18 protein-coding genes (1 of these 18 cut by a window edge) are annotated in these 25,880 nt (G+C 71.1%); 10 read left to right on the forward strand and 8 right to left on the reverse strand.

Features of this window, described 5'->3' with window-relative positions; translation table 11 throughout:
• Positions 1-98 precede the first annotated feature (98 nt).
• The gene (locus tag ABTV91_RS04990) at positions 99-1,367 is read right to left on the reverse strand and encodes an efflux RND transporter periplasmic adaptor subunit (protein ID WP_433854125.1); all 1,269 of its coding nucleotides are present in this window, start codon (positions 1,365-1,367) and stop codon (positions 99-101) included.
• 218 nt (positions 1,368-1,585) lie between these two features.
• On the opposite strand from ABTV91_RS04990, the gene glmS reads away from it, so the two are divergent.
• Positions 1,586-3,418: a glutamine--fructose-6-phosphate transaminase (isomerizing) gene (glmS, locus tag ABTV91_RS04995; protein ID WP_433853508.1), complete on the forward strand. Its 1,833-nt coding sequence runs from the start codon at positions 1,586-1,588 to the stop codon at positions 3,416-3,418.
• A gap of 61 nt (positions 3,419-3,479) precedes the next feature.
• On the opposite strand, the gene chrA is transcribed toward glmS, so the two are convergent.
• Positions 3,480-4,652, reverse strand: coding sequence for a chromate efflux transporter (chrA, locus tag ABTV91_RS05000; protein WP_433853509.1), 1,173 nt, complete (start codon positions 4,650-4,652; stop codon positions 3,480-3,482).
• 224 nt (positions 4,653-4,876) lie between these two features.
• Positions 4,877-7,162, reverse strand: coding sequence for a winged helix-turn-helix domain-containing protein (locus ABTV91_RS05005; RefSeq protein ID WP_433853510.1), 2,286 nt, complete (start codon positions 7,160-7,162; stop codon positions 4,877-4,879).
• A 334-nt stretch (positions 7,163-7,496) separates the two neighbouring features.
• On the opposite strand from ABTV91_RS05005, the gene ABTV91_RS05010 reads away from it, so the two are divergent.
• The 7 genes from ABTV91_RS05010 to ABTV91_RS05040 all read left to right on the forward strand — a co-directional run bounded on the left by ABTV91_RS05010 (position 7,497) and on the right by ABTV91_RS05040 (position 18,746).
• On the forward strand, positions 7,497-7,868 hold the full coding sequence (locus ABTV91_RS05010; protein WP_433853511.1) for a hypothetical protein: 372 nt from the start codon (positions 7,497-7,499) through the stop codon (positions 7,866-7,868).
• Between the two features lie 259 nt (positions 7,869-8,127).
• Positions 8,128-9,048 (forward strand): helix-turn-helix transcriptional regulator, encoded by a 921-nt coding sequence (locus ABTV91_RS05015; RefSeq protein WP_433853512.1) that lies wholly within the window; start codon positions 8,128-8,130, stop codon positions 9,046-9,048.
• A 59-nt stretch (positions 9,049-9,107) separates the two neighbouring features.
• The gene (locus ABTV91_RS05020; RefSeq protein WP_433853513.1) at positions 9,108-11,723 is read left to right on the forward strand and encodes a TonB-dependent receptor plug domain-containing protein; all 2,616 of its coding nucleotides are present in this window, start codon (positions 9,108-9,110) and stop codon (positions 11,721-11,723) included.
• A 140-nt stretch (positions 11,724-11,863) separates the two neighbouring features.
• Positions 11,864-13,330 (forward strand): Wadjet anti-phage system protein JetA family protein, encoded by a 1,467-nt coding sequence (locus tag ABTV91_RS05025; RefSeq protein ID WP_433853514.1) that lies wholly within the window; start codon positions 11,864-11,866, stop codon positions 13,328-13,330.
• A gap of 112 nt (positions 13,331-13,442) precedes the next feature.
• Entirely contained in the window at positions 13,443-14,069 is a 627-nt protein-coding gene (locus tag ABTV91_RS05030; protein ID WP_433853515.1) for a DUF4194 domain-containing protein, read from the forward strand.
• Positions 14,056-17,487: an SbcC/MukB-like Walker B domain-containing protein gene (locus ABTV91_RS05035; protein ID WP_433853516.1), complete on the forward strand. Its 3,432-nt coding sequence runs from the start codon at positions 14,056-14,058 to the stop codon at positions 17,485-17,487. Before ABTV91_RS05030 ends, ABTV91_RS05035 begins: the two co-directional genes overlap by 14 nt.
• Entirely contained in the window at positions 17,484-18,746 is a 1,263-nt protein-coding gene (locus tag ABTV91_RS05040) for a Wadjet anti-phage system protein JetD domain-containing protein (protein WP_433853517.1), read from the forward strand. Before ABTV91_RS05035 ends, ABTV91_RS05040 begins: the two co-directional genes overlap by 4 nt.
• A 111-nt stretch (positions 18,747-18,857) precedes the next feature.
• On the opposite strand, the gene gloA is transcribed toward ABTV91_RS05040, so the two are convergent.
• The 5 genes from gloA to ABTV91_RS05065 all read right to left on the reverse strand — a co-directional run bounded on the left by gloA (position 18,858) and on the right by ABTV91_RS05065 (position 23,877).
• Positions 18,858-19,376: a lactoylglutathione lyase gene (gene gloA / locus ABTV91_RS05045; RefSeq protein WP_433853518.1), complete on the reverse strand. Its 519-nt coding sequence runs from the start codon at positions 19,374-19,376 to the stop codon at positions 18,858-18,860.
• Between the two features lie 98 nt (positions 19,377-19,474).
• Positions 19,475-19,984, reverse strand: a complete 510-nt coding sequence (locus tag ABTV91_RS05050; RefSeq protein ID WP_433853519.1) for a DUF411 domain-containing protein — start codon at positions 19,982-19,984, stop codon at positions 19,475-19,477.
• 116 nt (positions 19,985-20,100) lie between these two features.
• Positions 20,101-20,913 (reverse strand): copper resistance protein B, encoded by an 813-nt coding sequence (locus ABTV91_RS05055; RefSeq protein ID WP_433853520.1) that lies wholly within the window; start codon positions 20,911-20,913, stop codon positions 20,101-20,103.
• Between the two features lie 668 nt (positions 20,914-21,581).
• Positions 21,582-23,348: a copper resistance system multicopper oxidase gene (locus ABTV91_RS05060; RefSeq protein ID WP_433853521.1), complete on the reverse strand. Its 1,767-nt coding sequence runs from the start codon at positions 23,346-23,348 to the stop codon at positions 21,582-21,584.
• Between the two features lie 166 nt (positions 23,349-23,514).
• Positions 23,515-23,877 carry a CopL family metal-binding regulatory protein gene (locus tag ABTV91_RS05065; protein WP_433853522.1) on the reverse strand — a complete coding sequence of 121 codons (363 nt, stop codon included), beginning with the start codon at positions 23,875-23,877 and terminating at the stop codon, positions 23,515-23,517.
• A gap of 122 nt (positions 23,878-23,999) precedes the next feature.
• Between ABTV91_RS05065 and ABTV91_RS05070 the strand changes: the two genes are divergently transcribed.
• A complete protein-coding gene (locus ABTV91_RS05070) occupies positions 24,000-25,121 on the forward strand; it encodes a PLP-dependent cysteine synthase family protein (RefSeq protein ID WP_433853523.1) in 1,122 nt (373 codons plus the stop codon).
• Positions 25,122-25,155: 34 nt separating this feature from the next.
• Positions 25,156-25,880: the beginning of a M3 family metallopeptidase gene (locus ABTV91_RS05075; protein WP_433853524.1), read on the forward strand. It continues 1,303 nt past the right edge of the window; the window shows 725 of its 2,028 coding nt (coding positions 1-725); it begins with the start codon at positions 25,156-25,158; its stop codon lies beyond the right edge, outside the window.

Here is a 25,880-nt window from a genome sequence, read left to right on the forward strand (position 1 = left end):
GCGGAGTGGCGAAAGGACAGGTGCCTGCTCTTGCAGGGGCCCGGACGATTGCAGTCACTTCCATTCCCGGTTCCCTGTTCCCCTTTCCCGGCTTTGCATCAATTGATGGAAACCCTTTCGGCATCGCCGAACAGGTCGGTGCCGGAAACGACGACCTTCTCGCCCGGCTGCAGGCCGGAGACGATCTCGACCTCGCCCAGGCTGCTGACGCCGAACTGCACCGGGCGGCGGCTGGCGGTACTGCCGTTGACCACCCAGGCGTAGCGGCCGCCGGACTGCTCGACGAACGGGCCGCGCTCGACCTTGATCACGTCCTTGCGGGTGTCGAGCAGGATGCGCGCGCTCATGCGCTGGCTCTGGCGCAGGCCCTCGGGCTGCTTGTCGGAGAAGCGGATGCGGGCCACGACCTCGCCGTTGACCACCTCCGGCGACACCGCCGAGATCTCGCCCGGGAACGGCTGGCCGGAGCCGCTGGTGAGCTGGGACGGCATGCCGATCGCCAGGTCGCGGGCGAAGCTCTCCGGCACCTTGATCTCGATCTCGAAGCGCGACAGGTCCACCACGCCCAGGATCGGCGCGTTGGCCGCGACCTGGGTGTGCTGGGTGGCCTGCACCTGGCCGACCTGGCCGTCGAACGGCGCGCGCAGGGTCAGCGCGTCCACCTGGCGCTGCACTTCGGCCACCACCGCCTGCTGGCGGTTGGCGAGCAGGCGCTTGTTGCGCGCGTCCAGATCGGCGCCCTGGCTCTGCAGCGCGGCGTCGCTGCGCGCGTGCTGCAGGGTGATCTCGGCCTTCTTCAGGTCGTCCTGCGCCTTGGCCAGGTTGACCTGCGGCACCGCGCCGCCGTCGAAGCCGCGCTGGTAGCGCTCCAGGTCGCGCGCGGCGGCCTGGCGGTCGATGGCGGCCTGGTCGGTGACCTTGCTGGCGGTGGCGCGGGCCAGGGTGGCGTCCAGTGCGGCGCGGCCGGCTTCGGCTTCCAGGCCGGCCAGGGTGGCCTGTTCCTGCGCCAGCTTGCTGCGCAGTTCCGGGCTGTCGATCACCGCCAGCTCCTGGCCCTGCTTGACCACGTCGCCGGCCACCACCTTCAGCGTGACCGTGCCGGCGGAGATCGCGTACAGCACCGGGCTGTTGGCGGCGATCACGCGGCCGTCGGCGGCGATGTCGCGCACCAGGTCGCCGCGGCCGACGGTGGCGATGCGCAGGCGCGCGCCGTCGAACGAACGCGACCCGCCGAGCCAGCCCTTGGCGACGAAACCGATGCCGGCCAGCACCACGACCGTGGCCACGGCCGGCCACAGCCAGCGGCGCCACTGCGGCCGGGGGCGCTGGGAAAGGGTGTGGTCCTGTGCGGAGGTGTCGCGGATCATCGTCGGCATCACTGGCGGAGTTGGTAACGGTTAAGCAGGTGCCGTGCCAACTTTCAAATGATTGAAAACAAAGAAATGTTTTCCGCAGGGCACGGTGTCCGGGTGTCCGCGGACACCTGCGCGGACAGTGTCCGCGGAGGCGATGTCCGGCCGTTGTCCGGTGGATGTCCGAACCGGCTGACCTAGAATGTCCGCCTGTGAATCCAGACGGATGGACTATGTGCGGCATTGTGGGAGCGATCGCTGATCGCGACGTGGTACCGGTACTGATCGAAGGACTGAAGCGGCTGGAATACCGGGGCTACGATTCCTCCGGCATCGCCGTGCTGGAAGACCGCGACATCCGCCGCGTGCGCCGCACCGGCCGCGTGTCCGAGATGGAGAACGCCGCCGCCGCCGAGGGCTTCGCCGCGACGCTGGGCATCGGCCACACCCGCTGGGCCACCCACGGCGGCGTCACCGAATCCAACGCCCATCCGCACATCAGCCACGGCGTGGCGCTGGTGCACAACGGCATCATCGAGAACCACGAGGAACAGCGCGAACGCCTGCGCGCGCTGGGCTATGCGTTCGAATCGCAGACCGACACCGAGGTCATCGCGCACCTGATCCACCACCACCTGCAGGCCGATCCGGACGACCTGCTCGGCGCCCTGCAGCGCGCGGTGAAGGAGCTGACCGGCGCCTACGCGCTGGCGGTGATCAGCCGCGCCGAGCCGGGACGCATGGTGGTCGCGCGCATGGGCTGCCCGCTGCTGGTGGGCCTGGGCGAGGGCGAGAACTTCGTCGCCTCCGACGTCTCGGCGGTGATCTCGGCCACGCGCCGGGTGATGTTCCTGGAAGAGGGCGACACCGCCGAGCTGACCCGCGCCGGCGTGCGCGTATTCGGCGCCGACGACACGCCGGTGCGGCGCGAGGAGCGCCTGTCCGACGTGTCGCTGGCCTCGCTGGAGCTGGGCCCGTACCGCCACTTCATGCAGAAGGAAATCCACGAGCAGCCGCGCGCGCTGGGCGACACCCTCGAGGCGGCGATCGACGCCGGCGGGTTCCCGGCCACGCTGTTCGGCCGCAATGCCGGGGCGGTGCTTGCCGGCATCGAGGGCGTGCAGATCCTCGCCTGCGGCACCAGTTACTACGCCGGCCTCACCGCGCGCTACTGGATCGAGGCCATCGCCGGCCTGCCGTGCAGCGTGGAGATCGCCAGCGAGTACCGCTACCGCGCCGCCTACGCCAATCCCAGGCACCTGGTCGTCACCATTTCCCAGTCCGGCGAAACCCTGGACACGATGGAGGCGCTCAAGTACGCCAAGGCGCTGGGCCACACCCACACGCTGTCGATCTGCAACGTGCCGGAGAGCGCGATCCCGCGCGCCAGCGAACTGGTCTGCTACACCCGCGCCGGCGCCGAGATCGGCGTGGCCTCGACCAAGGCCTTCACCACCCAGCTGGCGGCGCTGTTCCAGCTGGCGGTGGTGCTGGGCAAGCTGCACGGCCGCGTCGATGCCGCGCAGGAAGCCGACTACCTGGAACAGCTGCGGCACCTGCCCGGCAGCGTGCAGCACGTGCTCAACCTGGAGCCGCAGATCGTCGCCTGGGCCGAGCGCTTCGCCGGCAAGTCCAACGCGCTGTTCCTCGGCCGCGGCCTGCATTACCCGATCGCGCTGGAAGGCGCGCTCAAGCTCAAGGAAATCTCCTACATCCACGCCGAGGCCTACCCGGCCGGCGAGCTCAAGCACGGCCCGCTGGCGCTGGTCGACGCGGAGATGCCGGTGGTGGTGATCGCGCCCAACGACAGCCTGCTGGAGAAAGTGAAATCCAACATGCAGGAAGTGCGCGCGCGCGGCGGCGAGCTGTTCGTATTCGCCGACCAGGACAGCAACTTCACCGCGTCCGACGGCGTGCACGTGATCCGCACCCCGCGCCACGCCGGCGTGCTCAGCCCGGTGGTGCACACCATCCCGGTGCAGTTGCTGGCCTACCACACCGCGCTGGCGCGCGGCACCGACGTGGACAAACCGCGCAACCTGGCCAAGAGCGTCACGGTGGAATAAGCGCGGCGCGAAGCGCTGGCGTAACGGACGGCCGGGGCGGCATCCGCCCCGGCCGTTTGCGTCATGACAGGCCGGCCGTACCCGACAACGCGCCGGCGACGCCGCAGCCGACCACCACAAGCCACGGCGGCAGTTTCCACAGCGCCAGCGCGGCGAGCGCGGCCAGTGCCAGCGCGATATCCAGGGGCGCGTGGATGACGCTGGTCCACACCGGGTCGTAGAGCGCGGCCAGCAGCAGGCCGACCACCGCCGCGTTGATGCCGGTCAGCGCCGCGCGCATGCGCGCGTTGAGGCGCAGCCGGTTCCAGAACGGCAGGGCGCCGGTCACCAGCAGGAAGGACGGGGCGAATACCGCCAGCAGGCACAGCAGTCCGCCGCTCCAGCCCGAAGGCGCGACGTGCATGGAGGCGCCGAGAAAGGCGGCGAACGCGAACAGCGGCCCGGGCATCGCCTGCGCCGCGCCGTAACCGGCGAGGAAGGCGTCGTTGTCCACCCAGCCCGGCGGCACCACCGCGGCCTGCAGCAGCGGCAGCACCACGTGGCCGCCGCCGAACACCAGCGCGCCGGCGCGGAAGAAGGCATCGGCCTCGGCGATGGCCTGGCCCGGCAGCAGCGCGGCGAGCAGCGGCAGCCCGGCCAGCAGGCCAAGGAACGCCACCAGCCACGCCGCGCCGGCGCGGCGCCCGACGGGCATCGCCCATGCGGCGTGTTCGCGTGGCGGCGTGGGCTTGAACAGCAGCAACCCGGCGCCCGCGGCGGCGGCAGTGATTCCCGGCTGCGCGAAGGCGGAAGGAACCAGCAGGGCGACGCCCGTGGCCGCCAGCATCAGGGCGAGCCACGCGCCGCCCGCGTACAGGTTCCGGCACATGCCCCAGACCGCCTGCGCCACCACCGCGACCGCCGCGATCTTCAGCCCGTGCAGCGCGCCGGCCGGAATCGCGCCCGGGTGCCCGGACAGGAACAGCGCGAAAGCGACCAGGGCGATGGCCGAGGGCAGGGTGAATCCGGCCCAGGCGGCGAGCGCGCCGCGGTAGCCGCATCGCGTCATGCCCAGCGCCATGCCGACCTGGCTGCTGGCCGGCCCCGGCAGGAACTGGCACAGCGCAACGAGGTCGGCATAACCGCGTGCGTCCAGCCAGCACCGCCGTACCACGAACTCGGCATGGAAATAGCCCAGGTGCGCGACCGGCCCGCCGAAGGAGGTCAGGCCCAGGCGCAGGAAGACGAGGAACACGTGCCACGCGCTTTCGCGTGCATGCGCAGGCCCCGCGCCATCGGGTGCGGTTTCAGGCCGCATGTGCGTTGCGCCACGGCGGTGCGCGGCGGTGCGGCCGCCTGTGGGCATTGGCCGGGAGGATCGTGGCGGGCATGGGAAAGCACGGCGCGGAAGCGATGGCCGACATTAGCGCAGCGCGATGACGGGCGCGTTTCCGGGCACGGCGCCCGATGCCGGTGCGGCTATCGACCGCCGCTCGCTGCCGGCGCCTGCAGCGGCGTCCAGCCGACATCGATGTTGTGTTCCAGCGGCAGCGAGACATGCAGCCAACGGCCGGCGGCGTCGACGCTGCTGGAGCCGGGCAGGGCGCCCTGGGCGGCGATCAGGCAGGCGCCGTCATCGTCGGACCGGCCGTCGCCCAGCGGGCGCCAGGAGGTCTGGCAGCCATCGGCCGGTCCGTCGTAGTAGATCGTCCCGCCGGCGACGCTCCATTCGCGGTAGTGGGCGGGCGCGGGGAGCCGGGTGTCGTACGCGACGATTGAGCCCAGCCCGGTGTCGGCGCACCAGATGCCCGCACGCGCCGGCCGCGTGAAGCAGACCCGCCGGCCGACGGCGTCGTAGCGCGCCACGGACACGTCTTCCACGGCGGCGACGCGGCGCCAGTCCGGCCGCGCATAGAGCACCAGCTGCAGCCTGCCCCGGCCACCGTCGATGCCAACCAGCAGGCGGTCGTCCCGGTCGGTGTAGGCGGCGAACGTCGGCGACGGCGCCGGTACCGGCAGCGGCGTCACCGCATCGCTGCCGACGTCCACCTCGAACAGGCGGTCGCCGTCCTCACCGCGGCCGATCACCAGCAGCCGGCGGCCGTCGCCCGACCAGACCGGCGGATGGCGCGGCACCGGCACGATGCCGGCCACCGCACGCAGGGTTTCCGGCCGCGCCGGCTGGCCGATCCACAACTGCGCGTGCAGGCTGCGATCCGATACGAAGGCCAGGGTGGCGCCGTCGGTGGAAATGCCCGGCGTCAGGTCCACGCCGCTGGACGCGAACAGCGGCTCGGCGGCGCCGCGGCCATCGGTGCGCAGGCGGAACAGGCCGCTGCGCAGCCGGTCGATCTCGAACACCATCGACCAGTCGTCCGCGGCGATGTCCGGGTGCACCGGGTTGCCGCCGGCCAGCACCGGCAGCGGCAGCGGTTCGCCGCCGGCCAGGTCGACGCGGTACAGCCGCACTTCCTCCTTGACCAGGCTGAAGACCACGCCGCGGCTGTCCGGCAGCCACGACCAGCCGCGGATGTCGCCGCGCAGCGTGGTGATGCGGCGCGGCGTGCCGCCGGCGGCGGGCATCACCCACAGGTCGCCGAGGGTGGTGCCGCGGCGGAAGCCGAGCCAGCGGCCGTCGGGAGAGTGGCGCGGCAGCGCATCGACGGCGTCGCGGTCGATCGCATAGTCCAGGGCCTGCCAGCGCCCGCTGGCGAGGTCGAGCCGGCGCAGGGCGCCCGTGTCCGCGGCCGTGCGCGTGCCGCCGGTGACCAGGCCGCGGCCATCGGGCGTCCAGTCGAACGGCAGCCCATCCGGGTCCGTGCAATCGCCCACCGCGCGCGCGTCGCCGCCGTCGGCCGCCGCGACCATGAAGCGGCAGCGTTGGCCGGCGCGGCGCAGGAAGGCGATGCGCCGGCCATCGCGCGACCAGGCCGGCAGGCTGTCCTGTTCGCCGGGGCCGGGAGCGGCGAACGGGCGGGCGTTGGCCTGCGAGACGCGCTGGATGTGCAGCCGCTGCCTGCGCGTGACCGGATCCAGCCGCGCGAACACCAGCTGCGTCCCGTCCGGCGACAGCCGTGGCGTGGTCTCCTGCTCGGTAGTGGAAACGATGGCGCGGTACGGCGGCGCGGTGTCGGGCGCCGACGTGGCCGCGGCGGATGCCGGCGGCGCGCCTTCGTCGTCGTCATCGCGCGCGACGCCGGCATGCAGGAATACCACCAGCGCCACCAGCAGCAGCGATGCCGCCGCTGCCGCGGCCCATCGCCAGCGCGGCGCGCGCCGGACGGGCCGCGGCGCTGGCGGCGGCGTCTGCGTTTCGGCGGTGCCGGCGGTATCGGCCGGCGTCGGCGTCCACTCGTGCGCGGCCAGCAGGCGGTAGCCGCCCTTGGCGATGGTTTCGATGTAGCGCGGCGCTTCCCGGTCGTCGCCGAACGCCTTGCGCAGCAGCGCGATGGCCTGGGTCAGCACATCGTCGGTGGGCAGCGTGTCGGGCCAGACGCGCGCCAGCAGCGCGTCGCGGCTGACTACCTTGCCCGCCTCGTCCACCAGCGCCAGCAGCACCTGCAGCGACTTGAGCGTGAGCCGCCGCGACGCGCCGTCGATGCGCGAGACCACGGTGCGCCGCGACAGGTCGATGTCGTGGTCGCCCACGCGCAGCATGTCGCCGCGCGCCGCCTGCGTCCCGGCCGCGTTGCCGGTACGACGTCCACCAGTGACTGCCCGCTCTTCCATTACGCCGGTCTGCCCGAGTGCAGGCTTGGCCAGCACGCCCCGCCCTGATCATGGAGACGGCGCCGTGCATGCGCCGCACGCCTCGCCGTCCGTTCGGTGCGATGGGGCCCATCGGCGTTCCATCACCGGGCCGAGGATGCTGGCGGCGCGGAGGCGGCGGCATGTGCCTTTGGTCAGGTCGCGGGGAAGCGTTCAGGCAGGCGACGCTTTCGGTGCATCACGCGCTGCGCCGCCGGCCGCGTTGTTTGCATTCCTTGGCCTCACGCCCGGCCCTTGGTCATCGCGACTTCAAGCAGATTCCCGCTGCGCACGCGCCGCCTAGCCTTGCATCCGTGCCCACCCCCGGCACGGAACGAAGAAGGAAAACGCCATGTACCGATGCCTGTTGATCGTCCTGTCCCTGGGCGCCATCGCGATGCTGCCCGTGGACGCCGCCGCGGCGGGAAAGAGCGCCGACGCGCCGCCGAGCTGCGTCACCCTGTCCGGCCAGCACAAGGCCGCGCGCGTCAGCACCGACGGCATGGTCGTCGCCGACGACGGCAATCACCTGCGCCTGGATTTCGGCCGCTACTGCGACGCGATGATGAAGACCTCGAGCGTGATGATCGCCACCGATGGGCGCGAGAACGTCGTCTGCACCCACGGCAGCACGGTGAGCTCGCGCGCCGGCTCCTGCGCGGTACGCGAAATGCGCGTGATCGACGAGGCCGAGTACAAGCGCCTCGCCCGCCGCCGCAACTGACGCACGAAACCCGCCATCGACGAAGGCCCGCGCGGCATGCCGTGCGGGCTTTGGCGTTCGTGTGTCCGCCGCGGACGCCGGAAACGCCGCCGACGCAGCGCCGACGCGGAGTGTCCGCCTGTCCGCCTGTCCGCGCCGCGGACACATGGCGTCGCCGCACGCGCTGGAAACCGCGGATTTCGGAAAGATTTCGGCCGGATTTCCGGCATTTCGGCTGGCGCACGGCCAAACAGGAGGCCAGTCCGACAAGGGAGTGGTCATGCAGGTGCAAGTGCAGGTGCTGTGGCTCGATCGCGGCGACAGCCAGGAACTGGAGCGTGGGATGGAACGGCAGGCCCCGCTGCTGGCGACGGTCGCGCGCGGCGCCAGCCTGGCGCTCGGGCCGGCCGAGGCGTCGCTGTGGCTGGTGCTGCGCGGTGGGCTGGATATCGCCGCGCGCACCGGCACGTTCCGGCTCGAGGCCGGGCAGTGGATCCATTTCGATCGCGGCGCCAGTCCGGTGCTGCATGCCGGCGAGCGCACCGTGGCGATCGGCGTGGCCGTGCCGGCCGACATCCAGCTGCAACTGCTGCGCTCGCCGCAGCTGGCGCTCTTCCCCGGCCGCGGCGTCGTACCGGCGCTGGCGCGGCGGTTGCTGACGCGGCGCTGGCGCGCGGTGATCGGCACCCCGGCGCGCGGCAGCCAGGCCATCGCCGCCGACCGCTGGCAGGTGGACCGGCTGCTGCGCGCGCTGGCCGGCCTGCAGCAGGGCCAGCAGGCGCTGATCGCGCGCTGCCCGGGGCGCTCGCTGATGCACCGGCGCCAGGTCTACGCCCGCATGCAGCGCGCGCTGCAGTACCTCCAGGGCCATACCGACCGCGTGGTCAGGATCGGCGAACTCGCCGAGTTGAGCAGCATGTCGGTCTGGTACTTCACCAAGACCTTCCGCGCGGTCTACGGCGAATGCCCGCAGGCCATCTCGGTGCGCCTGCGCCTGGCCAACAGCGCGCGGCTGATCCGCGAGACGCCGCTGTCCATCACCGAGATAGGCGCGGCCAGCGGCTTCGAGAACAACTGCAGCTTCTCGCGCGCGTTCCGCACGCACTTCGGCGTGTCCCCCTCGCTGTACCGCAACGGCGGGCCCGGGGTGTCGACAGATCGTGCAAACCCAGTGGACAGGGCATGCGGCGCGGTGGCGTGAGCCGCTCTTTAACGTCGTCGGGCGTTAACGCATCACTAACATCATCAGGAGAGAAACCCGTGAAACATCGTTGTCCGACGCCGGCCGTCCGGCTGGCCGCGCTCCCGCTGGGAATCGCCGCCGCACTGGTCCCGTTCGCCGTCCTGGCGCAGTCACAGCCCGACGTGCACAGCCTGGACCGGATCGAAGTGACCGGCTCGCGCATCAAGCGCGCCGACATCGAAGGCGCCGTGCCGGTGACGGTGATCGACCGCGCCGCGATCGACGCCAGCGGCCACGTTTCCGTCGCCGACGTGCTGCGCGACACCACCTTCGCCTCGTTCGGCAATTTCAGCCCGCGCTCGGGCAGCAGCGCCCAGGCGGTGTCCGACGTCGACCTGCGCGGCATCGGCTCTGACCGCACCCTGGTGCTGGTCGATGGCCGGCGCGCGCCGTACGCACCGTCGCTGGGCAGCAACGCCGACCTCAACACCATCCCGCTGGCGGCGGTGGAGCGGATCGAAGTCCTGTCCGATGGCGCGTCGGCGCTGTACGGGTCCGACGCGATCGGCGGGGTGGTCAACATCATCCTGCGCAAGGACTTCGACGGCGCCGAGCTGCGCATCGGCAAGGGCTCGCCGCGCGTGGCCGGTGGCGATACCGAGGAGGGCGCGGTGCTGTTCGGCACCTCGGGCGAGCGCGGCAACCTGATGTTCGGGGCGTCCTACAACTCGCGCGGCATCGTGTTCACGCGCGACCAGCTTGGCGGCGACACCCGCGGCGGCTCCCCGTACGGCAACAACTTCTATTTCGAAAGCGCGACCACCCCGGGCGAGGAGGGCGACGCCGGCGGCGCGCTGCCCGGTTACGCCTGCAACGATCCGAACTTCTGGATGAACGGCAGCAACTGCGTCTACGACTACAACGCGGTAGCCGCCAACGAGGCCTCGATCAAGAACAAGTCGCTGTTCGCGCGCGGCACCGTGCAGCTCGACGACGCGGTGTCGCTGTACGCCACGGCCAGCTACAGCCATGCCAGCAGCTTCGGCCGCTACGCGCCGACGCCGGGCGTGCTGTACGTGGCGGAGAACTCGCCCAACGACCCGGTGCCGGGCGACGGGCTCGGCGCCTTCATCTACCACCGCTACGCGGCGGCCGGCAACCGCGACAACTTCATCGACAACACGGTGCTGGACATCAACCTGGGCATGAACTGGCAGGTCAACGACCGGCTCGGCATCGACGCCGGCGTACGCCGCAGCGACGCCCGCCTCAAGGACCAGGGCCGCGGCTACATCGTCACGCCGCTGGCCGAGGCCGCGGCCGCCGACGGCCGCTACGACCTGCGCGATCCGTTCGGCAACCCCGACGAGGTCATCAAGGGCTTCACCACCACCACCAGCCGCGAGGGCAAGTTCGTCATCGACGAGCTGTACGCCAACGCCAGCCTGGACCTGTTCGACATGGCCGGCGGGCGCTCGGCCGTGGCCTTCGGCGTGGAAGCGCGCAGCGAGGACTATGCCGACGTCTACGACTCGCTGTCCGAGGCCGGCGTGGTCGCCGGGTCGTCCGGCAACTCGGCCGCCGGCAACCGCCGCGTGCAGGCGGCCTACGCCGAATGGCTGCTGCCGGTGATGCAGGACTTCGACTTCACCCTGGCCGCGCGCTACGACCGCTACAGCGACTACGGCGGCGACCTCTCGCCCAAGGTCTCGCTGCGCTGGCAGCCGCTGCCCAACCTGACCCTGCGCGGCTCGGCCGGCAAGGGTTTCCGCGCGCCCAACCTGAACAGCATCCACGCCAAGCGTTCGTTCTCGGCCGAGGACGTGCAGGATTACCGCAGCTGCGTGGCGGTGGGCTACTCGGCGGCCGACTGCGGCGGTGACGCCAACAACGACGGCATCGCCGACGGCCCGGTGAGCCGCGATGTCAGCTACCAGGTCGATACCTGGTCCAGCGGCAACCCGGCGCTCGGCTCGGAGCATTCGCGGCAGTACAGCCTGGGCCTGGCCTGGGATCCGCTGGACTGGCTGAACCTGACGCTGGACTACTACCACATCCGGATCGACGACCGGATCCGCCTGATCGAGTACCAGGAGCTGGTGGATTTCGACAACCGCGGGCTGCCGCTTCCGGCCGGCACCTCGGTGCAGCGCCGCTCCAACGGTTCCATCCGCGAGATCAACACCGCCTACGCCAACGAAGGCGACCTGGACACCCGCGGCCTGGACCTGAACCTGCGCGGCCGCTTCGAGGGCGATGGCTGGGGCCGGCTGGAAAGCTGGCTGCAGGTGGCGCGCGTGCTGGAGTTCAAGGTCACCGACGGCAGCACGGTCAAGGACCGGCTGGGCTGGGCCGCGGCGCCGGAGCTGCGCGGCACCCTGCGCAATACCTGGAGCCGGGGCGACTGGAGCGTCAACTGGAACGTCAACTACATCGGCGACCAGCGCAATCCCGGGGTCAAGCCGACCTTCGGCTTCCTCGCCGGCGATCCGGGCACGCGCGTGGCCAGCTATGTCACCCATGACGTCGGCCTGACCTACACGACGCCGTGGCGCGCCGGCATCACCCTGGGCGCCAACAACCTGGCCGACCGCTACCCGCAGCTGATCGAGACCGACGGCCGCCCGTGGAACTTCAACCTGTACGACGCCTACGGACGCATCGTCTACCTGCGCTACACCCAGAAGTTCTGATCCGCCGGCGGTGTCCGGTTCCGGCGGCGGGCGCCTGGTGGCGCCCGCCGTCGTGGGCCGGAGGGGCTGCCCGGGCCGGGCGCGGCGGCGATATGCCACAATCGCCGCCGCACGGCAGGAAGCTGCAGGACCCCGACGTTTTGACCACGACCAACCCCACGACCACCCCGCCGCTGTTCTCGGTCGTGCCCGCCGGCATCTTCGGCCCGCTGGCCTCGGCCAACCGCCAGAACTACTGGTCGCTGCTGTGCCGGATGTTCGACGAGTTCTTCGGCCCGGACGCGCCGGTGCCGCCCAGCCACGGCTTCCCGCGCCGCGAGATCACCGCCGCGATCGAGCGCTACCTGCTCACCGACGACCCGTGGGAAGACGAGGACGGCCAGGCCCCGGACGCGCCGCTGAACGTGCGCGCCAACGCCATCCACGACCGCTTCCGCGCCGCCGGCTGGCTGCGCCAGGAGCGCATCGGCGCGCGCGAGATGGTGACCATGCCGCCGATGGTGGCGCAGCTGCTGTCCACCCTGGTGGAGTTCAGCGAGCACGGCCCGACCTTCGTATCGGCCAAGATGCGCTCGGTGGAACTGCAGCTGCAGCAGGTCGCCGAAGGCCGCATGGACGGCGGCATCCTCGACGAGGCCGCCGACCAGGCGCGCCGCCTGCTGGTATCGCTGGCCTCGATGAGCCTGCAGGTGCGCGACCTGATGCCGGAACTGAGCAAGGCCGAGACCACCGCGCAGTTCGCCCGGCAGTGGTTCGAGCGCTACGTCGGCCAGCTGTTCATCGGCGACTACGCCGAACTGCACCGCGCCGACCACCCGATGGCGCGGCGCAGTTCGATTCTGGCGATGGTGCAGCAGCTCGAATCCGGCACGCAGCGCGAAACGCTGGTGGCCTGGTACCGCGAGCACGTCACCGGCGGCGACGAGGCGCGCGCGCAGCAGCGCCTGTCGCGCAGCCTGGGCCGGCTGCGCGAGCTCGAGCGCATCGACGAATACCTGACCCGCCTGGACGAGGACATCCGCCAGGCCAACCGCCGCGCGCTGGCCTTCCTCGACTACCGCCTGCGCGCGCCCGACAAGCTTGACGTGCTGCTGCGCCGCGCCTGCCGCGGCGTGCTGTCGGCGCCGGAAGACGCGCTGCGCCTGCCGGTGGCGCCGGGCCCGCTGATGGACGAGACGCGGCTGCGCCCGCCGCACCGCAAGCCGGCGCCGATCCCGCGCAGCGCCAACGCCACCGCGCCGCCCACGCCCGAGCAGCTGGCGCGGCTGTCGCTGCTGCGGCGCATGAAGCGCGCGCGCCTGGTCAACGCAGAGGACATGGCGCGCTACGTCGGCCGCCACCTGCAGCAGGGCGCCGCGATCGACTCGGCGCGGCTGGACATCGCCAGCATCGAGGACCTGCGCGCCTACCAGACCCTGCTCACGCTCGCCCTGCGCGGCAACCGCATCGGCGGCCTGCGCCGCGAGGATCCGCTCGGCCGGCTGCTGCGCGGCTTCCGCGTCGAGCTGCTCGATGCCGGCAACGGCGACGGCAACGATTACCTGCGCGGCCCGCGCTTCCGCATCCAGCGGGTGGCGGGGAATGCGGGAACGGGGAAAAGGGAATGATGGGACACCGACCATCCGCAGTTCATCGCGCGCCCCTGCACCCGGCCATGCCCGATCCTCGCAACCTCGCTTCCTTCCCCGTTCCCTGTTCCCCCTTCCCGGCTTCTCCTCAATGAAACGCAGCTGGAACACCCTCAGCCAGATGTCCAACGGCACCTACGCCGTGCAGGACTTCGAGCGCGCCGCCTACCGCCTGGCCACCGAGCAGGTGCTGTACGCCGCCGACGCGCGCTCGCGCGTGGCCTACCACCTGGTCGAAGACCACTATGCCGATTTCGTCTCCGCGCTGGAGCCGCTGGGCATCCGCCTGGAGCGCAACGCGCACTACCGCTACGTGGTGGCGCTGCCGGCGCATGGCGAAGGTACGGCGGTGACCCTGCATGAAACCCTCGTGCTGCTGGTACTGCGTCAGCGCTATGACGAAGCCATGCGCCAGGGGCTGATCGAGGACCATGGCGAAGTGGTGGTGGAGCTGCCGGAACTGCAGGAAAGCTGGCAGGCGTTGACCGGCCGCGCGATGCCCGAGGTAGGTGCGCTGCGCGAACTGGCGCGCACGCTCAAGCGCTGGGGCGTGTGCCGGCTGGTCGACTCCGAAGGCGACGATCCGCAGCCGTTCCACCTGCGCGTGCGCCCGGCCATCGTCGAGATCGTCGGCGAGCTGTGGCTGCAGCGCCTGGACCAGCACAACCGCGACGAAGCGGGCGACACGGATGCGGAGGACGACGATGCAGCAGCTTGAACGCATCCACCTGGTCCAGTTCTTCCTGTTCGAGGCGCAGAGCCTGCAGCTGGACGCGACCAGCGCCATCATCGCGCCCAACGGCGCCGGCAAGAGCGCCCTGCTCGATGCCCTGCAGATCGTGCTGCTGGGCGGCGACCGCAGCCGCATCCGCTTCAACGCGCAGGCCGGCGGCAGCCACCGCGCGCGTACCATCCGCGACTACTGCCTGGGCGTGTTCCGCAGCGGCGAGGAAGGGCGCAAGCGCCGCACCGCCACCACCTACATCTCGCTGGTGTTCCGCGATACCGAAACCGGCGTGCCGCTGACCGCCGGCATCGCGCTCGGCGCCTCGGTCGACGAGCCCGAACACCGCACCCATGGCCTGTACCTGCTGCCGGGCGTGGCGCTGGATCTGGACGAACACCTGGAGCGGGTCAAGGGCAAGGAACTGCCGCTGGCCTGGAACACTTTCAAAGAGCACATCGCGCGCCGCTGCAAGGAGGTGGGCGAAACCCCGCAGCTGCATCCCAACGCCGAGCGCTTCCTGCGCGACCTGCTGCTGCGCCTGCGCGCCAGCCCGTCGGCCAGCCCCGACCTCAACGCCTACCGCAAGGCCTTCCTCAACGCGCTGAACCTGCAGCGCGTCGAGGACGTGGACCTGTTCGTGCGCACCCTGGTGGCCGAGGACCGGCCCACCGACATCGCCCGCTTCCGCGCGCTGCTGGAGAGCTTCCGCCAGATCAAGGAGAAGATCGAGCAGGTCCGGCAGCGCATCGACGCCGCCGAAGGCGTGGAGCGCCAGTACGAGAAGATCGCCGGCCAGGCGACCCGCGCCGCGTCCGCGCGTGCGCTGGCCGCCGAGTACGCGCGCGACCTGTACAGCGAACAGCTCGACCAGGCCGAGGACGCGGTGGCGCGCGCGGAAGGCACGCTGGCCGATACCCGGCGCCTGCTGGTCGATACCCGCGTCGAGCGCGACACCCTGCGCGAGGAGCACGCCCGCGCCAATGCCCGCCTGCAGGGCAGCGCCGGCTATGGCGAACAGGCGCAGCTGGACGAACTGTCCGGCCGCGACCGCGAGCGGCTGGCGCAGCTGAAGAAAGACCTGCTGCGCGAAGTCGGTTTCATCGGCCAGCAGTTCCGCCAGCTCGATGCCCTGGCGCTGGACGATCTCGACGCCAGGGCGCTGGCCGCCGCCCGCGCCGACTGGGATGAATGGCACGCCAGCCTGTCCGCGCTGTCGTCCGAAGACGCGCTGCCATGGACGCCGGAAGAACTGTTCGCCCGCGCCCGCCAGGCCCTGCGCGCCGCCGCGCCGCTGCGCGAGCGGGTCGACCGCCATGCCCGCCAGCTGCACGCCGCGCACGACAAGGCGCGCGACGCGCTGGAAACCGCGCGCCAGAACCAGAAGCGCCTGGCCGCCGGCCAGGCCGAGCTGCACCCGGACACAGTGCGGCTGATGAGCTACCTGCGCGAGGCCAACATCGACGCGCGCCCGGTCTGCGACCTGGTGCGCGTCACCGACGCGACCTGGCAGCACGCCATCGAAGGCTATCTGCGCAGCAACGTCGAAGCGCTGCTGATTCCGGACAAGGACGAGGAACGCGCGGTCAAGCTGTACCGCGGCCTGTCCGGCGGGCGCTCGGTGTATGGCGTCAAGCTGGCGCTGTCCAGCCAGGCGCGCAAGTCGCGTGGCGCCGACGAACCGGAGGCCGGCAGCGTCGCCGCGCTGCTGGAGGGCGTCAATGCCGACGCACTGGCCTTCCTGCGCCGCCAGCTCGGCGAGCTGCGCTGCGTGGAAACCGAGGCCGAGCTGGTGCGCAGCCGCCAGGGCCTGACCCGCGACGGCCTGCTCTCGCGCGGCGGCAGCATCGAACGCCTGCGCCTGCCGGCGGCGGGCGACCTGCGCATCGGCGCCTCCGACAACCGCGCGCGCATGCGTGTGCTGCACGAGGAGATCGAAAAGGCCGAAGCCGAGGTGCGCCGCATCGAACCCAACCTGCGCCGCGCCGACGAGTGCCAGCGCGGGCTGGCGCGGCTGGCCGACGCCGATGCGGTGGCGCAGGCGCTGCACGAGCGCGTGCTCGAGCACCGCCAGGTGGCCGAGCGTTATCGCGCCGCGCAGGAAAGCCGCCACGCCTCGCTCGATCCGGATCTGCTGCGGCTGTCCGAGCAGGTGCGCGAACTGGGCCTGCACCTGGCCGACTGCGAGAAGCGCGCCGACGACCTGCTGCGCAAGGAGGCGGTGGCCGAGTCCAACCTTGCCGGCACGCGCGGCCTGCTCGACGGCCTGCGCCAGCAGGAGGAACTGGTCGCGCGGCGCGCGGTGGAGGCTTTCGCCGACCCGGACGTCGATCCCAACCGGGTCGAGCGCCAGCGCGAGGAACTGGACGAGAAGTACCCGTCGCTGGAAGAACGCGCACGCCGCTGCGAGGAACGCGCCAAGGACAGCGACGCACAGCTGGCGCGGCTGCTGCCGGAGGCATGGAGCGGGCTGGCGCAGTACGCGCGCGACCACGGCCTGGAGCTGGATTTCGACGCCAGCGCCTGGCGCCCGGCGCGCGTCCTGCTGCAGCGCGAACTGACCCAGCTGCGCGACACCGAGCTGGTGCAGTACGAGGAAGAAGCGCGCCAGGCCTACGCCACCGCCGTGGATACCTTCCGCACTGGCGTGGCCTCCACGCTGTACGACAACTTCACCCGGCTCAAGACCCAGATCGCCACGCTCAACCGCACCCTGCGCGCCAGCCCGGCCTTCTCCAACAACGAGCGCTACCAGTTCCATTACGAGGTGGTGCCGGAGTTCCGCGAACTGCACCGCTTCATCCAGCGCGCCGCCGACATCGGCGGCGAGGACACGCTGTTCGAGAGCGCCGGCCAGGTGCCCGAGGCGTTCCGCGCGCTGGTCGAGGACAAGGCCGCCACCCACGTGGCCAACTCGCCGCTGGACGACTACCGCCGCTTCTTCCGCTTCGAGGTGCAGATCCGCCAGGACGACAGGGTGATCGGCAGCCTCAGCGAACGCATGCGCTCGGGTTCCGGCGGCGAACACCGCGCGCCGCTGTACGTGATCGCCGGCGCCGCGCTGGCCGCGGCCTACGGCAAGAGCGAGGCGCACCCGGGCGGGCTGGGGCTGATCCTGCTCGACGAGTTCGGCGACAAGATCGACGCGCAGAACGCGCGCGCCACCACCAACTACCTGCGCTCGCTGGGCCTGCAGCTGGTGCTGGCGGCGCCGGACACCGCGCAGGGCACCTTGTCCGGCGTGCTGGACAGCTACATCGAACTGTTCCGCGACGGCGACCTGCTGCAGGCCGAACGCATCGAGGTCACTGAAGCCGCGCGCACCCTGCTGCTGTCCGACCAGTTCGACCTGCACCCGGAACTGCTGGCGGCCGAAACCGAACGCATCGAACGCGAGCAGGCGGCGACATGACGCCGGCGGCGCAGCCGGAGGACGATACGCCCGCCAGGCGCGTACTCGAACGCCTGCTGCGCCGCGCCGAAGCCGCTTCGTTGAACGGCGGTGCACCGCCGGTGTCGTTGTCGATGACCGGCAACCGCGACGGCGCCGAATACCGCGCATTGAGCGGCGTAGCGGATTTCGATGCATTCCACGCCCGTATCGCGCTGGCCGAGCGTGCCGGTGCGATCACGGTTGAACGCGACCGCCACCGCGACGACGGCGAACGCCTGCTGCGCCTGACCGTGCGCGATCTGTCCGCACTGGCCCGGGACCTGCGCATCGAGCTGCTGGGCGAGCGCGTGGCGCAAGCCGGAATCCTGCTGGCGCAATGGCAACCACCACCCGGCTCCTGCGAAAACCAGGCGGAAAGCAGCTCCGGTTTCCCGATCATCAGCGAAGTCCTCGAGGCGTGGCGCGCGGGTCGCAAGGTACGCGGCTGCGGCCCGGAAGCCGCCGCCCATCTCGCCGACGCCGCGCAGGCGGTGAATGCCTTGTTGGCCGAAGCGCGTGGCGAGCGCATCCTGCGCAAGGCCAGCGTCACCCTGTTCGGCGACAGCAAGCGGCTGGAAAAGCTGACGGCCTGGCTGGACGTGCTGGTGACGGGCGAACTGGCACCGAGCGGGCTGGAAGAGGAGCAGCTGTGGGCGGCGCTGGGCCTGCGCAGGGAGCCGCAGCCGCTGCGGCTTGCCGGGCCGGGCACGGTGCAGCTGGACGACGGCAGCTCCCACCGGTTGCCGCGCAGTTGGCTGGGTTTCCCGGTGAACGAGGTGCGGGGAATAGATACGGACGCACGCGCGCTGCTGAGCATCGAGAACCTCGCAAGCTTCCACGAGGCGGCGGCGATGCGTGGCGATGCCCCGGTGCTGCTGCTCTATACCGGCGGCATGCCGTCGCCGACGTGGCGCCAGGCCTACGCGCGGCTGCTCGCCGGGTTGCCGGCCGATGCGGCGCTCTACCACTGGGGCGACATCGACCGCGGCGGTTTCCGCATCGCCGCCAAACTGGTCGAAACCGTGCGGCAGAGTGGCCGCACCTTGCGTCCGTGGTTGATGACGCCGGAAGAATTGCCTGCGGACATCGTCGCCGCTGCCGAACCGCCATCGCCGGCAGTGCTGGACAGCATGTGCGACCTGGCCCGCCGCGTGGGCTGGGACGAAGCCGCATCGGCGTTGCAGCGCACCCCGCTGCTGCTGGAGCAGGAGCGCCTGCATCCCCGCCTGCCCCCGTAGGAGCGGCTTCAGCCGCGACGGGGTCTGCGCCGAAATCCGCCGTGACGAGGATGCCGGGAAAGCCCCATCGCGGCTTAAGCCGCTCCTGCGAAAGGAAAGAGGTCGGCTTCTTCAGCGGTTGCCGATGATCTCCACCCAGTAGCCGTCCGGGTCCTTGATGAACGCCAGGTTCTTCATGCGCCCATCCTGCAGGCGCTTCTGGAACGGCACGCCGAGTTCCTCGAAGCGCGCGCAGGCCGCTTCCAGCGCCGGCACCGACACGCAGATGTGGCCGAAGCCGCGCGGTTCGCTGTTGCCGTCGTGATAGACCGGGCCGTCCTGGTTCTCGGTGCCGTGGTTGTGGGTCAGTTCCAGCACGCCGGGAATGCCGGCCATCCACAGGCGGCGCTGGGCATCGTCCTCGGGCACCTGCATGTTTTCCGGCACGTAGGCCAGGAAGTACAGGCTGAACGCGGCTTCGGGGAAATCGCGCCTGTCGATCAGGCGGAAGCCGAGCACGCGGGTGTAGAAATCCAGCGAGGCGGCGATGTCCTTGACCCGCAGCATCGTATGGTTGAAGACGAAGCCGGCGGTTTCGGCCGGCGGCTGCGCGGCCATGCCGGGCTGCGGGTGGAGAGCGTTCAGGCTCATGGCGTTGCTCCTGGGAGTGGGGGAGAGGGCAATTCTAGAGGGCCGGGCGTCGTCGCACCGGGAGCGCGGCGGGCCGTGCTCCCGGTGGGCCATGTGGCTCAGGGGTGCCGGGCGTAGGGCTGCAGCGTGCCGTCCTTGCCCAGCAGGGCCACGGTGAACGCGTCACGGCGGCCATCGGGCGATTCCATGCCGGGCGAACCGACGGGCATGCCGGGCAGCACCAGTCCGCGCGCGGCTGGCTTCTCGCGCAGCAGGCGCTGCACGTCTGCGGCTGGGACATGGCCTTCCAGCACGTAGCCGCCGACCTCGGCGGTGTGGCAGGAGGCCTGCGACAGCGGAATGCCCAGGCGCTGCTTCACCGCCACCATGTCCGCGCTGTCGTGGGCCATCACGGTGAAGCCGGCCGCGCGCATGTGCGCGATCCAGCCGTTGCAGCAGCCGCAGTTCGCGTCCTTGTGGACGTGCACCACCTGCGCCGCATGGGCGCCGTGCGCGGACGCCGCCGGCTTGCCCGCCGCCTGCGGCGGCGCGGCTTCGCAGGCGGAAACGGCGAAGGCGGAAGCGATGGCGAGCAGCAGCGAGGCCAGTCTGTACAGCGATACGTTCATGGGAATCTCCTTGGAAAAGTGGCGAACGGGTGGAGAGGAGCGGGAAGGGCGGAAGCAGAAGCGAGGAGCCCAGCCGGGCGGCGTTTCCCGCTCCTTCCTGCCCGCTCCTCGTCCGGTCAGAACCAGAAACGCACGCCGGCTACCCAGCGCGAATCGCGTGGGCTTTCCCCGGCATCGCGGTGCAGGTCGGCGGTGCGGCCGAACCGGCGCTCGTGCACGAAGCCGACGTAGGGCGCGAAACGGCGGGTGATCTCGTAGCGCAGGCGCAGGCCGGCCTCGACGTGACCCAGCCCGCGGCCGACGCCGCGGCGCGGGTCGTCGTCGGCGGCCACGCTGGTTTCCAGCGTCGGCTGCAGGATCAGCCGATTGGTCAGCAGCAACGAGTACTCCGCTTCCACCGCCAGTTCGGCCCTGCGCGGGCCGCCCAGGTAGGCGGTGGCGGCGATCTCGAACTTGTAGGGCGCCAGGCCCTGCACGCCGAGGGCGGCGCGGGTCAGGCCAGGTACGTCGCCACCGTCGTGGCGGACGCCTGCGACCACATCCCACCAGGGCGAGATGGCGTGGCCATGGAGCGCATCCAGTGACCACTCGCCGAGCCGGCCCTCGCTGCGCTGCCCTTCGCTGCGAAGCCACAGGCGGTCGATGTCGCCGCCGAACCAGCCCTTGGCCGCCCACGACTGGCCGCTGCCATGGGCGTTGTTCCAGGCTTCCAGATGGTCGAACACCACCAGGCTGTTGAAGCCGGGCGCGTGCTGCATCGCATGCGGCTGGAGCGTGGGGAACGCGGCGGCCAGATCCGCGGTAGTCGGTTCGGGGATGGGCTCGCGCGGTGCCTGCGGGGCAGCAGCATCATGGCGGCCGTGTTCGCCGTGTTCGCCGTGTTCGCCGTGTTCGCCGTGTTCGCCGTGCGTGCCGGCGTTGGAAGGCACGGCTGGCGTCGCCGGTGCGTGGCCGGCATGGGCGGACGTAGCGGCCGGGGCCGGCTGCCGTGCGTGGCCGTCATGCATGCCGTGTCCCGCGTGGGCCTCATGCAGATCGCTGGATGTGCTGGCTGGCGCTTCCATCGCGTGGCCTGCGTGCGGATCGGTCGAAGGCGACGGCATCGCAGGGGACGCATGATCCCCATGCGCGGCGTGGTCCGCGTGTGTGTCCGACTGAACGGACATGCTCGCCGGTGCCTTGTGGCCTGCATGCGGGTCGGCCACGGGCCCCGTCGATGTCGCAGTCGCCGCATGCGCGGCATGGCCTGCATGCGGATCCGTCGACGGCGGCGGCATCGCGTGGGAGGCATGATCCCCATGCGCGGCGTGGTCTGCATGCATGTCCGGGCCGGAGGTGCTCGGAGGTACCGAGTGGCCCGCATGCGGATCGGCTTTCGCGGCGCCGGTTGGCGACGCCGACGCATGGCCCGCGTGTGGATCCGACGAGGGCGACGGCGTCGCAGGGGACGCATGGTCCCCATGTGCGGCGTGGTTCGCGTGCGGATCCGGCGTCGTGGCGGCGTCGTGGCCGTGATGGCCGGCATGCGCGTCCTGCGCGGCGGCGCTGCCGGTGGCCGCGGCCAGGGCGATGAACAGCAGGGATCGGGTCATCGTCTTCATGCCTCGATCCTCACTTCGCGCATCATGCCCGCTTCCATGTGGTACAGCAGGTGGCAATGGAAGGCCCAGCGGCCCAGCGCATCGGCGCGCACGCGGTAGCTGCGGCGCGTGCCCGGCGGCATGTCGACGGTGTGCTTGCGCACCTGGAACTGGCCGTCGGCGTTCTCCAGGTCGCTCCACACGCCGTGCAGGTGGATGGGGTGGGTCATCATCGTGTCGTTGACCAGCACGATGCGCATGCGCTCGCCGTAGTTCAGACGCAGCGGTTCGGCGCCGGCGAAGGGGACGCCGGCGAAATTCCAGGCGAACTTCTCCATGTGCCCGGTCAGGTGCAGCTCGATCTCGCGCCCGGGTTCGCGCCCGTCCGGGTCGTCGAACAGCGAATGCAGGTCGGCGTAGGCGAGCACCCTGCGGCCGTTGTCGCGCAGGCCGATGCCGGGATCGTCCAGCCGCGGCGAACTGGCCGAGCTCTGCATGTCCACCAGCGGATTGCCGCGTTCGCCGGGAGGATGTTTCGGCGCGCTGCCGCCACCGCCACCATGACCACCATGACCGGCATGGGCGTCGTGCCCGCCCTGCGCCATCTGCATGGTGTCGTGGCCGCCACCGTGGCCGTGGGCCATGTCGGCCATGGTCAGCAGCGGCCGCGGGTCCAGCGCCGGCACCGGCGCCTGCAGGCCGTGGCGCACCGCCAGCGTGCCGCAGGCGTGGCCGGTGCGGCCCATGTCCTGGGCGAAGATCGTGAACGCATCCTGCCCGGACGGCTCGACGATCACGTCGAAGGTCTCGGCCACCGCGATGCGGAACTCGTCCACGCTCACCGGGTGGATGTACTGGCCGTCGGCGGCCACCACGGTCATCTTCAGCCCCGGGATGCGCACGTCGAAATAGGTCATCGCTGAGCCGTTGATGAAGCGCAGCAGCACTTTTTCGCCGCTGCGGAACAGCCCGGTCCAGTTGCCGGCCGGCGCGGTGCCGTTCATCAGGTAGGTGTAGGTGTGGGCGTTGATGTCGGACAGGTCCGAGGGCGTCATCCGCATCCGCCCCCACATGCCGCGGTCGGCCAGCGTGGCGCGCAGGCCGTCGCGGCGCGCATCGCGCATGAAATCGCCCACCGTGCGCTGGTAGGTGTTGTCGTGCATCGGCATCTTCTTCATGCGCCGGTACAGCGCGGCCGGGTCCAGGTCGGTCCAGTCCGACAGCAGGATCACGTGCTCGCGGTCGAAACGGTACGGCGGCGGTTCCAGCGGGTCGATCACCAGCGCGCCGTACAGGCCGGCCTGCTCCTGGAACAGCGAATGGCTGTGGTACCAGTAGGTGCCCGACTGGCGCAGCTGGAAGCGGTACTGGAACGCCTCGCCGGGCGCGATGCCGTCGAAGCTCAGCCCCGGCACGCCATCCATGTTGGCCGGCAGCAGGATGCCGTGCCAATGGATCGAGGTCATCTCGTCGGCGAGCGTGTTGGCCACGCGGATGTTGACCGTATCGCCCTCGCGCCAGCGCAGGATCGGCGCCGGCAGCGAGCCGTTGACGGTAACCGCGCTGCGCGCGCGGCCGGTGAAATCGACCGTCGAGCGGCCGATGGCCAGGCTCAGGTCGGTGCCGCGCAGCTCGCTGGCGGCCATCGCGCGGGCGGACGCGGCGAACGCATCGGACGCGCGCCACAGCCCGGTGCCGGCAACGACGCCGCCCAGGGCCAGGCCCTGCACGAAGCGCCGCCGCGACAGCACCGAGCGTGGGTCGGAAAGAAAATCGGTTTTCATGGGAACTCCATCGGCCATCCACGTTGGGCGTGGATGGCAGCTGCGGATTGTTCGGGATACGCAGGAATGCGCTCGGCACGGCGGGTGACGTCACCTGGCGCGGCGGACCGCGCACCTGCGGGATAGCCGCCGGCGCGATCGCTGCGCACCGACGGTCACGGCCGGATCAGGCGATGGGAGGCCGGTTGAGCTTAGCCGGGCGCACGTCGTAGCGCGCGGGCGTGGGCGCCATGGGCTCCGGGGAGCGCATGATCTCGCTGGCCGGCGCCACCGCCGGCGTGGGCAGCATGTTGCAGTGCTGGGTGCAGTCGCAGTGCTTGCCGTCGCCGCAGGGCGGGGCCGCGGGCTGCGGCTGCCTTGCGTCGTCGTGCATGCCGCCGCCGTCGTGGCAGCAGGCATGGTCCATGTCCATGTGCGCGACCGCCGCGGTATCGGCCGGTATCGCCATCGCCGTGGCCGACCACACCGACCCGACCGCACCGGCGATCAGGGACAGGCACAGCAGCAGGGGCAGCAGGATGCGCGGCACGCGGCGTCGGCAGGACAGGGAGTGCGCACCATACCATCGTGAGGCGCGGGAAGTCGCCGTGCCCGTCCGCCCTGGACCATCCACAGTAGAATCGGCTTCAGCTTTCATTGAGTGTGCGATCCATGTCACAGCGCGCCTGGGTGGCGGCGGCCATCCGCAAGATCGAAGCCGATTTCAACCGCTCGGCCGATACCCACCTGATCCCGATCGATCTGCCCGGCTTCCCCGGCATCGACGTCTACCTGAAGGACGAGTCCAGCCACCCGACCGGCAGCCTCAAGCACCGCCTGGCGCGCTCGCTGTTCCTGTACGCGCTGGCCAACGGCTGGCTGCGCGAGGGCTGCCCGGTGATCGAGGCGTCCAGCGGCTCGACCGCGGTGTCCGAGGCCTACTTCGCCCGCCTGCTGGGCCTGCCGTTCATCGCGGTGATCCCGGCCAGCACCTCGCCGGAGAAGATCGCCGCCATCGAGTTCCACGGCGGCCGCTGCCACCTGGTGCAGCGCGCCTGTGACCTGAACTGCGAATCCGAGCGGCTGGCGCGCGAGACCGGCGGCCACTTCATGGACCAGTTCACCTATGCCGAGCGCGCCACCGACTGGCGCGCCAACAACAACATCGCCGAGTCGATCTTCAAGCAGATGGCCGAGGAGCCGCACCCGGTGCCGGAATGGATCGTCTGCAGCCCCGGAACCGGCGGCACCGCGGCCACCCTGGGCCGCTACGTCAGTTACCGCCGCCACGACACGCTGATCCTGTGCGCGGACCCGGAAGTGTCGGTGTTCTACGACGGCTACTGCGCGGCGCTGGCCGGCGCCGACTGGCGCGACATGAACTGCGAGGGCGGTTCGCGCGTGGAAGGCATCGGCCGCCCGCGCGTGGAGCGCAGCTTCATCCCCACCTGCGTCGATGCGATGGTCAAGGTGCCCGACGCGCTGAGCCTGGCCGCCATGCGCCACGTCAGCGTCACCCTGGGGCGCCGCGTCGGCGGTTCCACCGGCACCAATTTCATCGGCGTGCTGCAGGCCGCGCAGCTGATGCGTGATGCCGGCCGCGACGGTTCCATCGTCACCATCCTCTGCGACGCCGGCGAGCGCTACGCGCACAGCTACTACGACACCGCTTGGTACGAGCGCCAGGGCATCGACGTGGCGGGCGCCGATGCCGCCATCGCCGCCGCGGTGGCGGGGCAGGGGCTGCCGGCATTGCCTTGTGCGTGGCTGGAGCCGTCGCCATATCAGCGGTGATGCCGGCCGCGCCGGCGCCGTTTCCAGGACCCCCATGAACGCCAATCCCCTGCTCGATTTCTCCGGCCTGCCGCGCTTCGACGAGATCCGCCCCGCGCACGTCGCCCCGGCCATCGACGCCCTGCTGGCCGAGGCCGAAGCCGCGGTGAAGGCCGCCGAAACCGTGGCGCCGGTGAGCTGGGAAACCTTCGTCGTGCCGCTGGACGACGCCACCGAGCGGCTGCACCGCGCCTGGGGCCAGGTCGCGCACCTGCAGGCGGTGGCCGATACCCCCGAGCTGCGCGAGGCCTACAACGCCAACCTGCCCAAGATCAGCCGCTTCGGCAGCGCAATGGCGCAGAACCCGGCGCTGTATGCGCAGTACAAGGCGCTGGCGGCGTCGCCCGAGGCGGCGGCGTACGACGACGCAAGGCGCAAGGTGCTGGACAACGCATTGCGCGATTTCCGCCTGGGCGGCGCCGAACTCGGCGAGGCCGACAAGGCGAGCTTCGCGCAGATCCAGCAGGAACTGTCGGCGCTGTCGGCGACGTTCTCGCAGAACGTTCTCGACGCCACCGACGCCTTCGCCCTGTACGTCGAGGACGAAGCCGAGCTGGCGGGCCTGCCGGCCGACGTGCGCGCCAATGCCCGCGCCGCGGCGCAGAAGGACGGGCGCGCCGGCTGGAAGCTGACCCTGCACATGCCGTGCTACCTGCCGGTGCAGACCTATGCGGACAACCGCGCGCTGCGCGAAGCGCTCTACCGCGCCCACGCCGTGCG

Source organism: Stenotrophomonas nitritireducens (genome assembly GCF_050984405.1).
Lineage (GTDB): Bacteria > Pseudomonadota > Gammaproteobacteria > Xanthomonadales > Xanthomonadaceae > Stenotrophomonas > Stenotrophomonas nitritireducens_B.

Coding starts and splice junctions, on each gene's coding strand:
- ABTV91_RS04990 (WP_433854125.1), bottom strand. CDS start 1,367: ATGATCCGCGACACCTCCGCACAGGACCACACCCTTTCCCAGCGCCCC.
- glmS (WP_433853508.1), top strand. CDS start 1,586: ATGTGCGGCATTGTGGGAGCGATCGCTGATCGCGACGTGGTACCGGTA.
- ABTV91_RS05010 (WP_433853511.1), top strand. CDS start 7,497: ATGTACCGATGCCTGTTGATCGTCCTGTCCCTGGGCGCCATCGCGATG.
- ABTV91_RS05015 (WP_433853512.1), top strand. CDS start 8,128: ATGCAGGTGCAAGTGCAGGTGCTGTGGCTCGATCGCGGCGACAGCCAG.
- ABTV91_RS05030 (WP_433853515.1), top strand. CDS start 13,443: ATGAAACGCAGCTGGAACACCCTCAGCCAGATGTCCAACGGCACCTAC.
- ABTV91_RS05035 (WP_433853516.1), top strand. CDS start 14,056: ATGCAGCAGCTTGAACGCATCCACCTGGTCCAGTTCTTCCTGTTCGAG.
- ABTV91_RS05040 (WP_433853517.1), top strand. CDS start 17,484: ATGACGCCGGCGGCGCAGCCGGAGGACGATACGCCCGCCAGGCGCGTA.
- gloA (WP_433853518.1), bottom strand. CDS start 19,376: ATGAGCCTGAACGCTCTCCACCCGCAGCCCGGCATGGCCGCGCAGCCG.
- ABTV91_RS05050 (WP_433853519.1), bottom strand. CDS start 19,984: ATGAACGTATCGCTGTACAGACTGGCCTCGCTGCTGCTCGCCATCGCT.
- ABTV91_RS05060 (WP_433853521.1), bottom strand. CDS start 23,348: ATGAAAACCGATTTTCTTTCCGACCCACGCTCGGTGCTGTCGCGGCGG.
- ABTV91_RS05070 (WP_433853523.1), top strand. CDS start 24,000: ATGTCACAGCGCGCCTGGGTGGCGGCGGCCATCCGCAAGATCGAAGCC.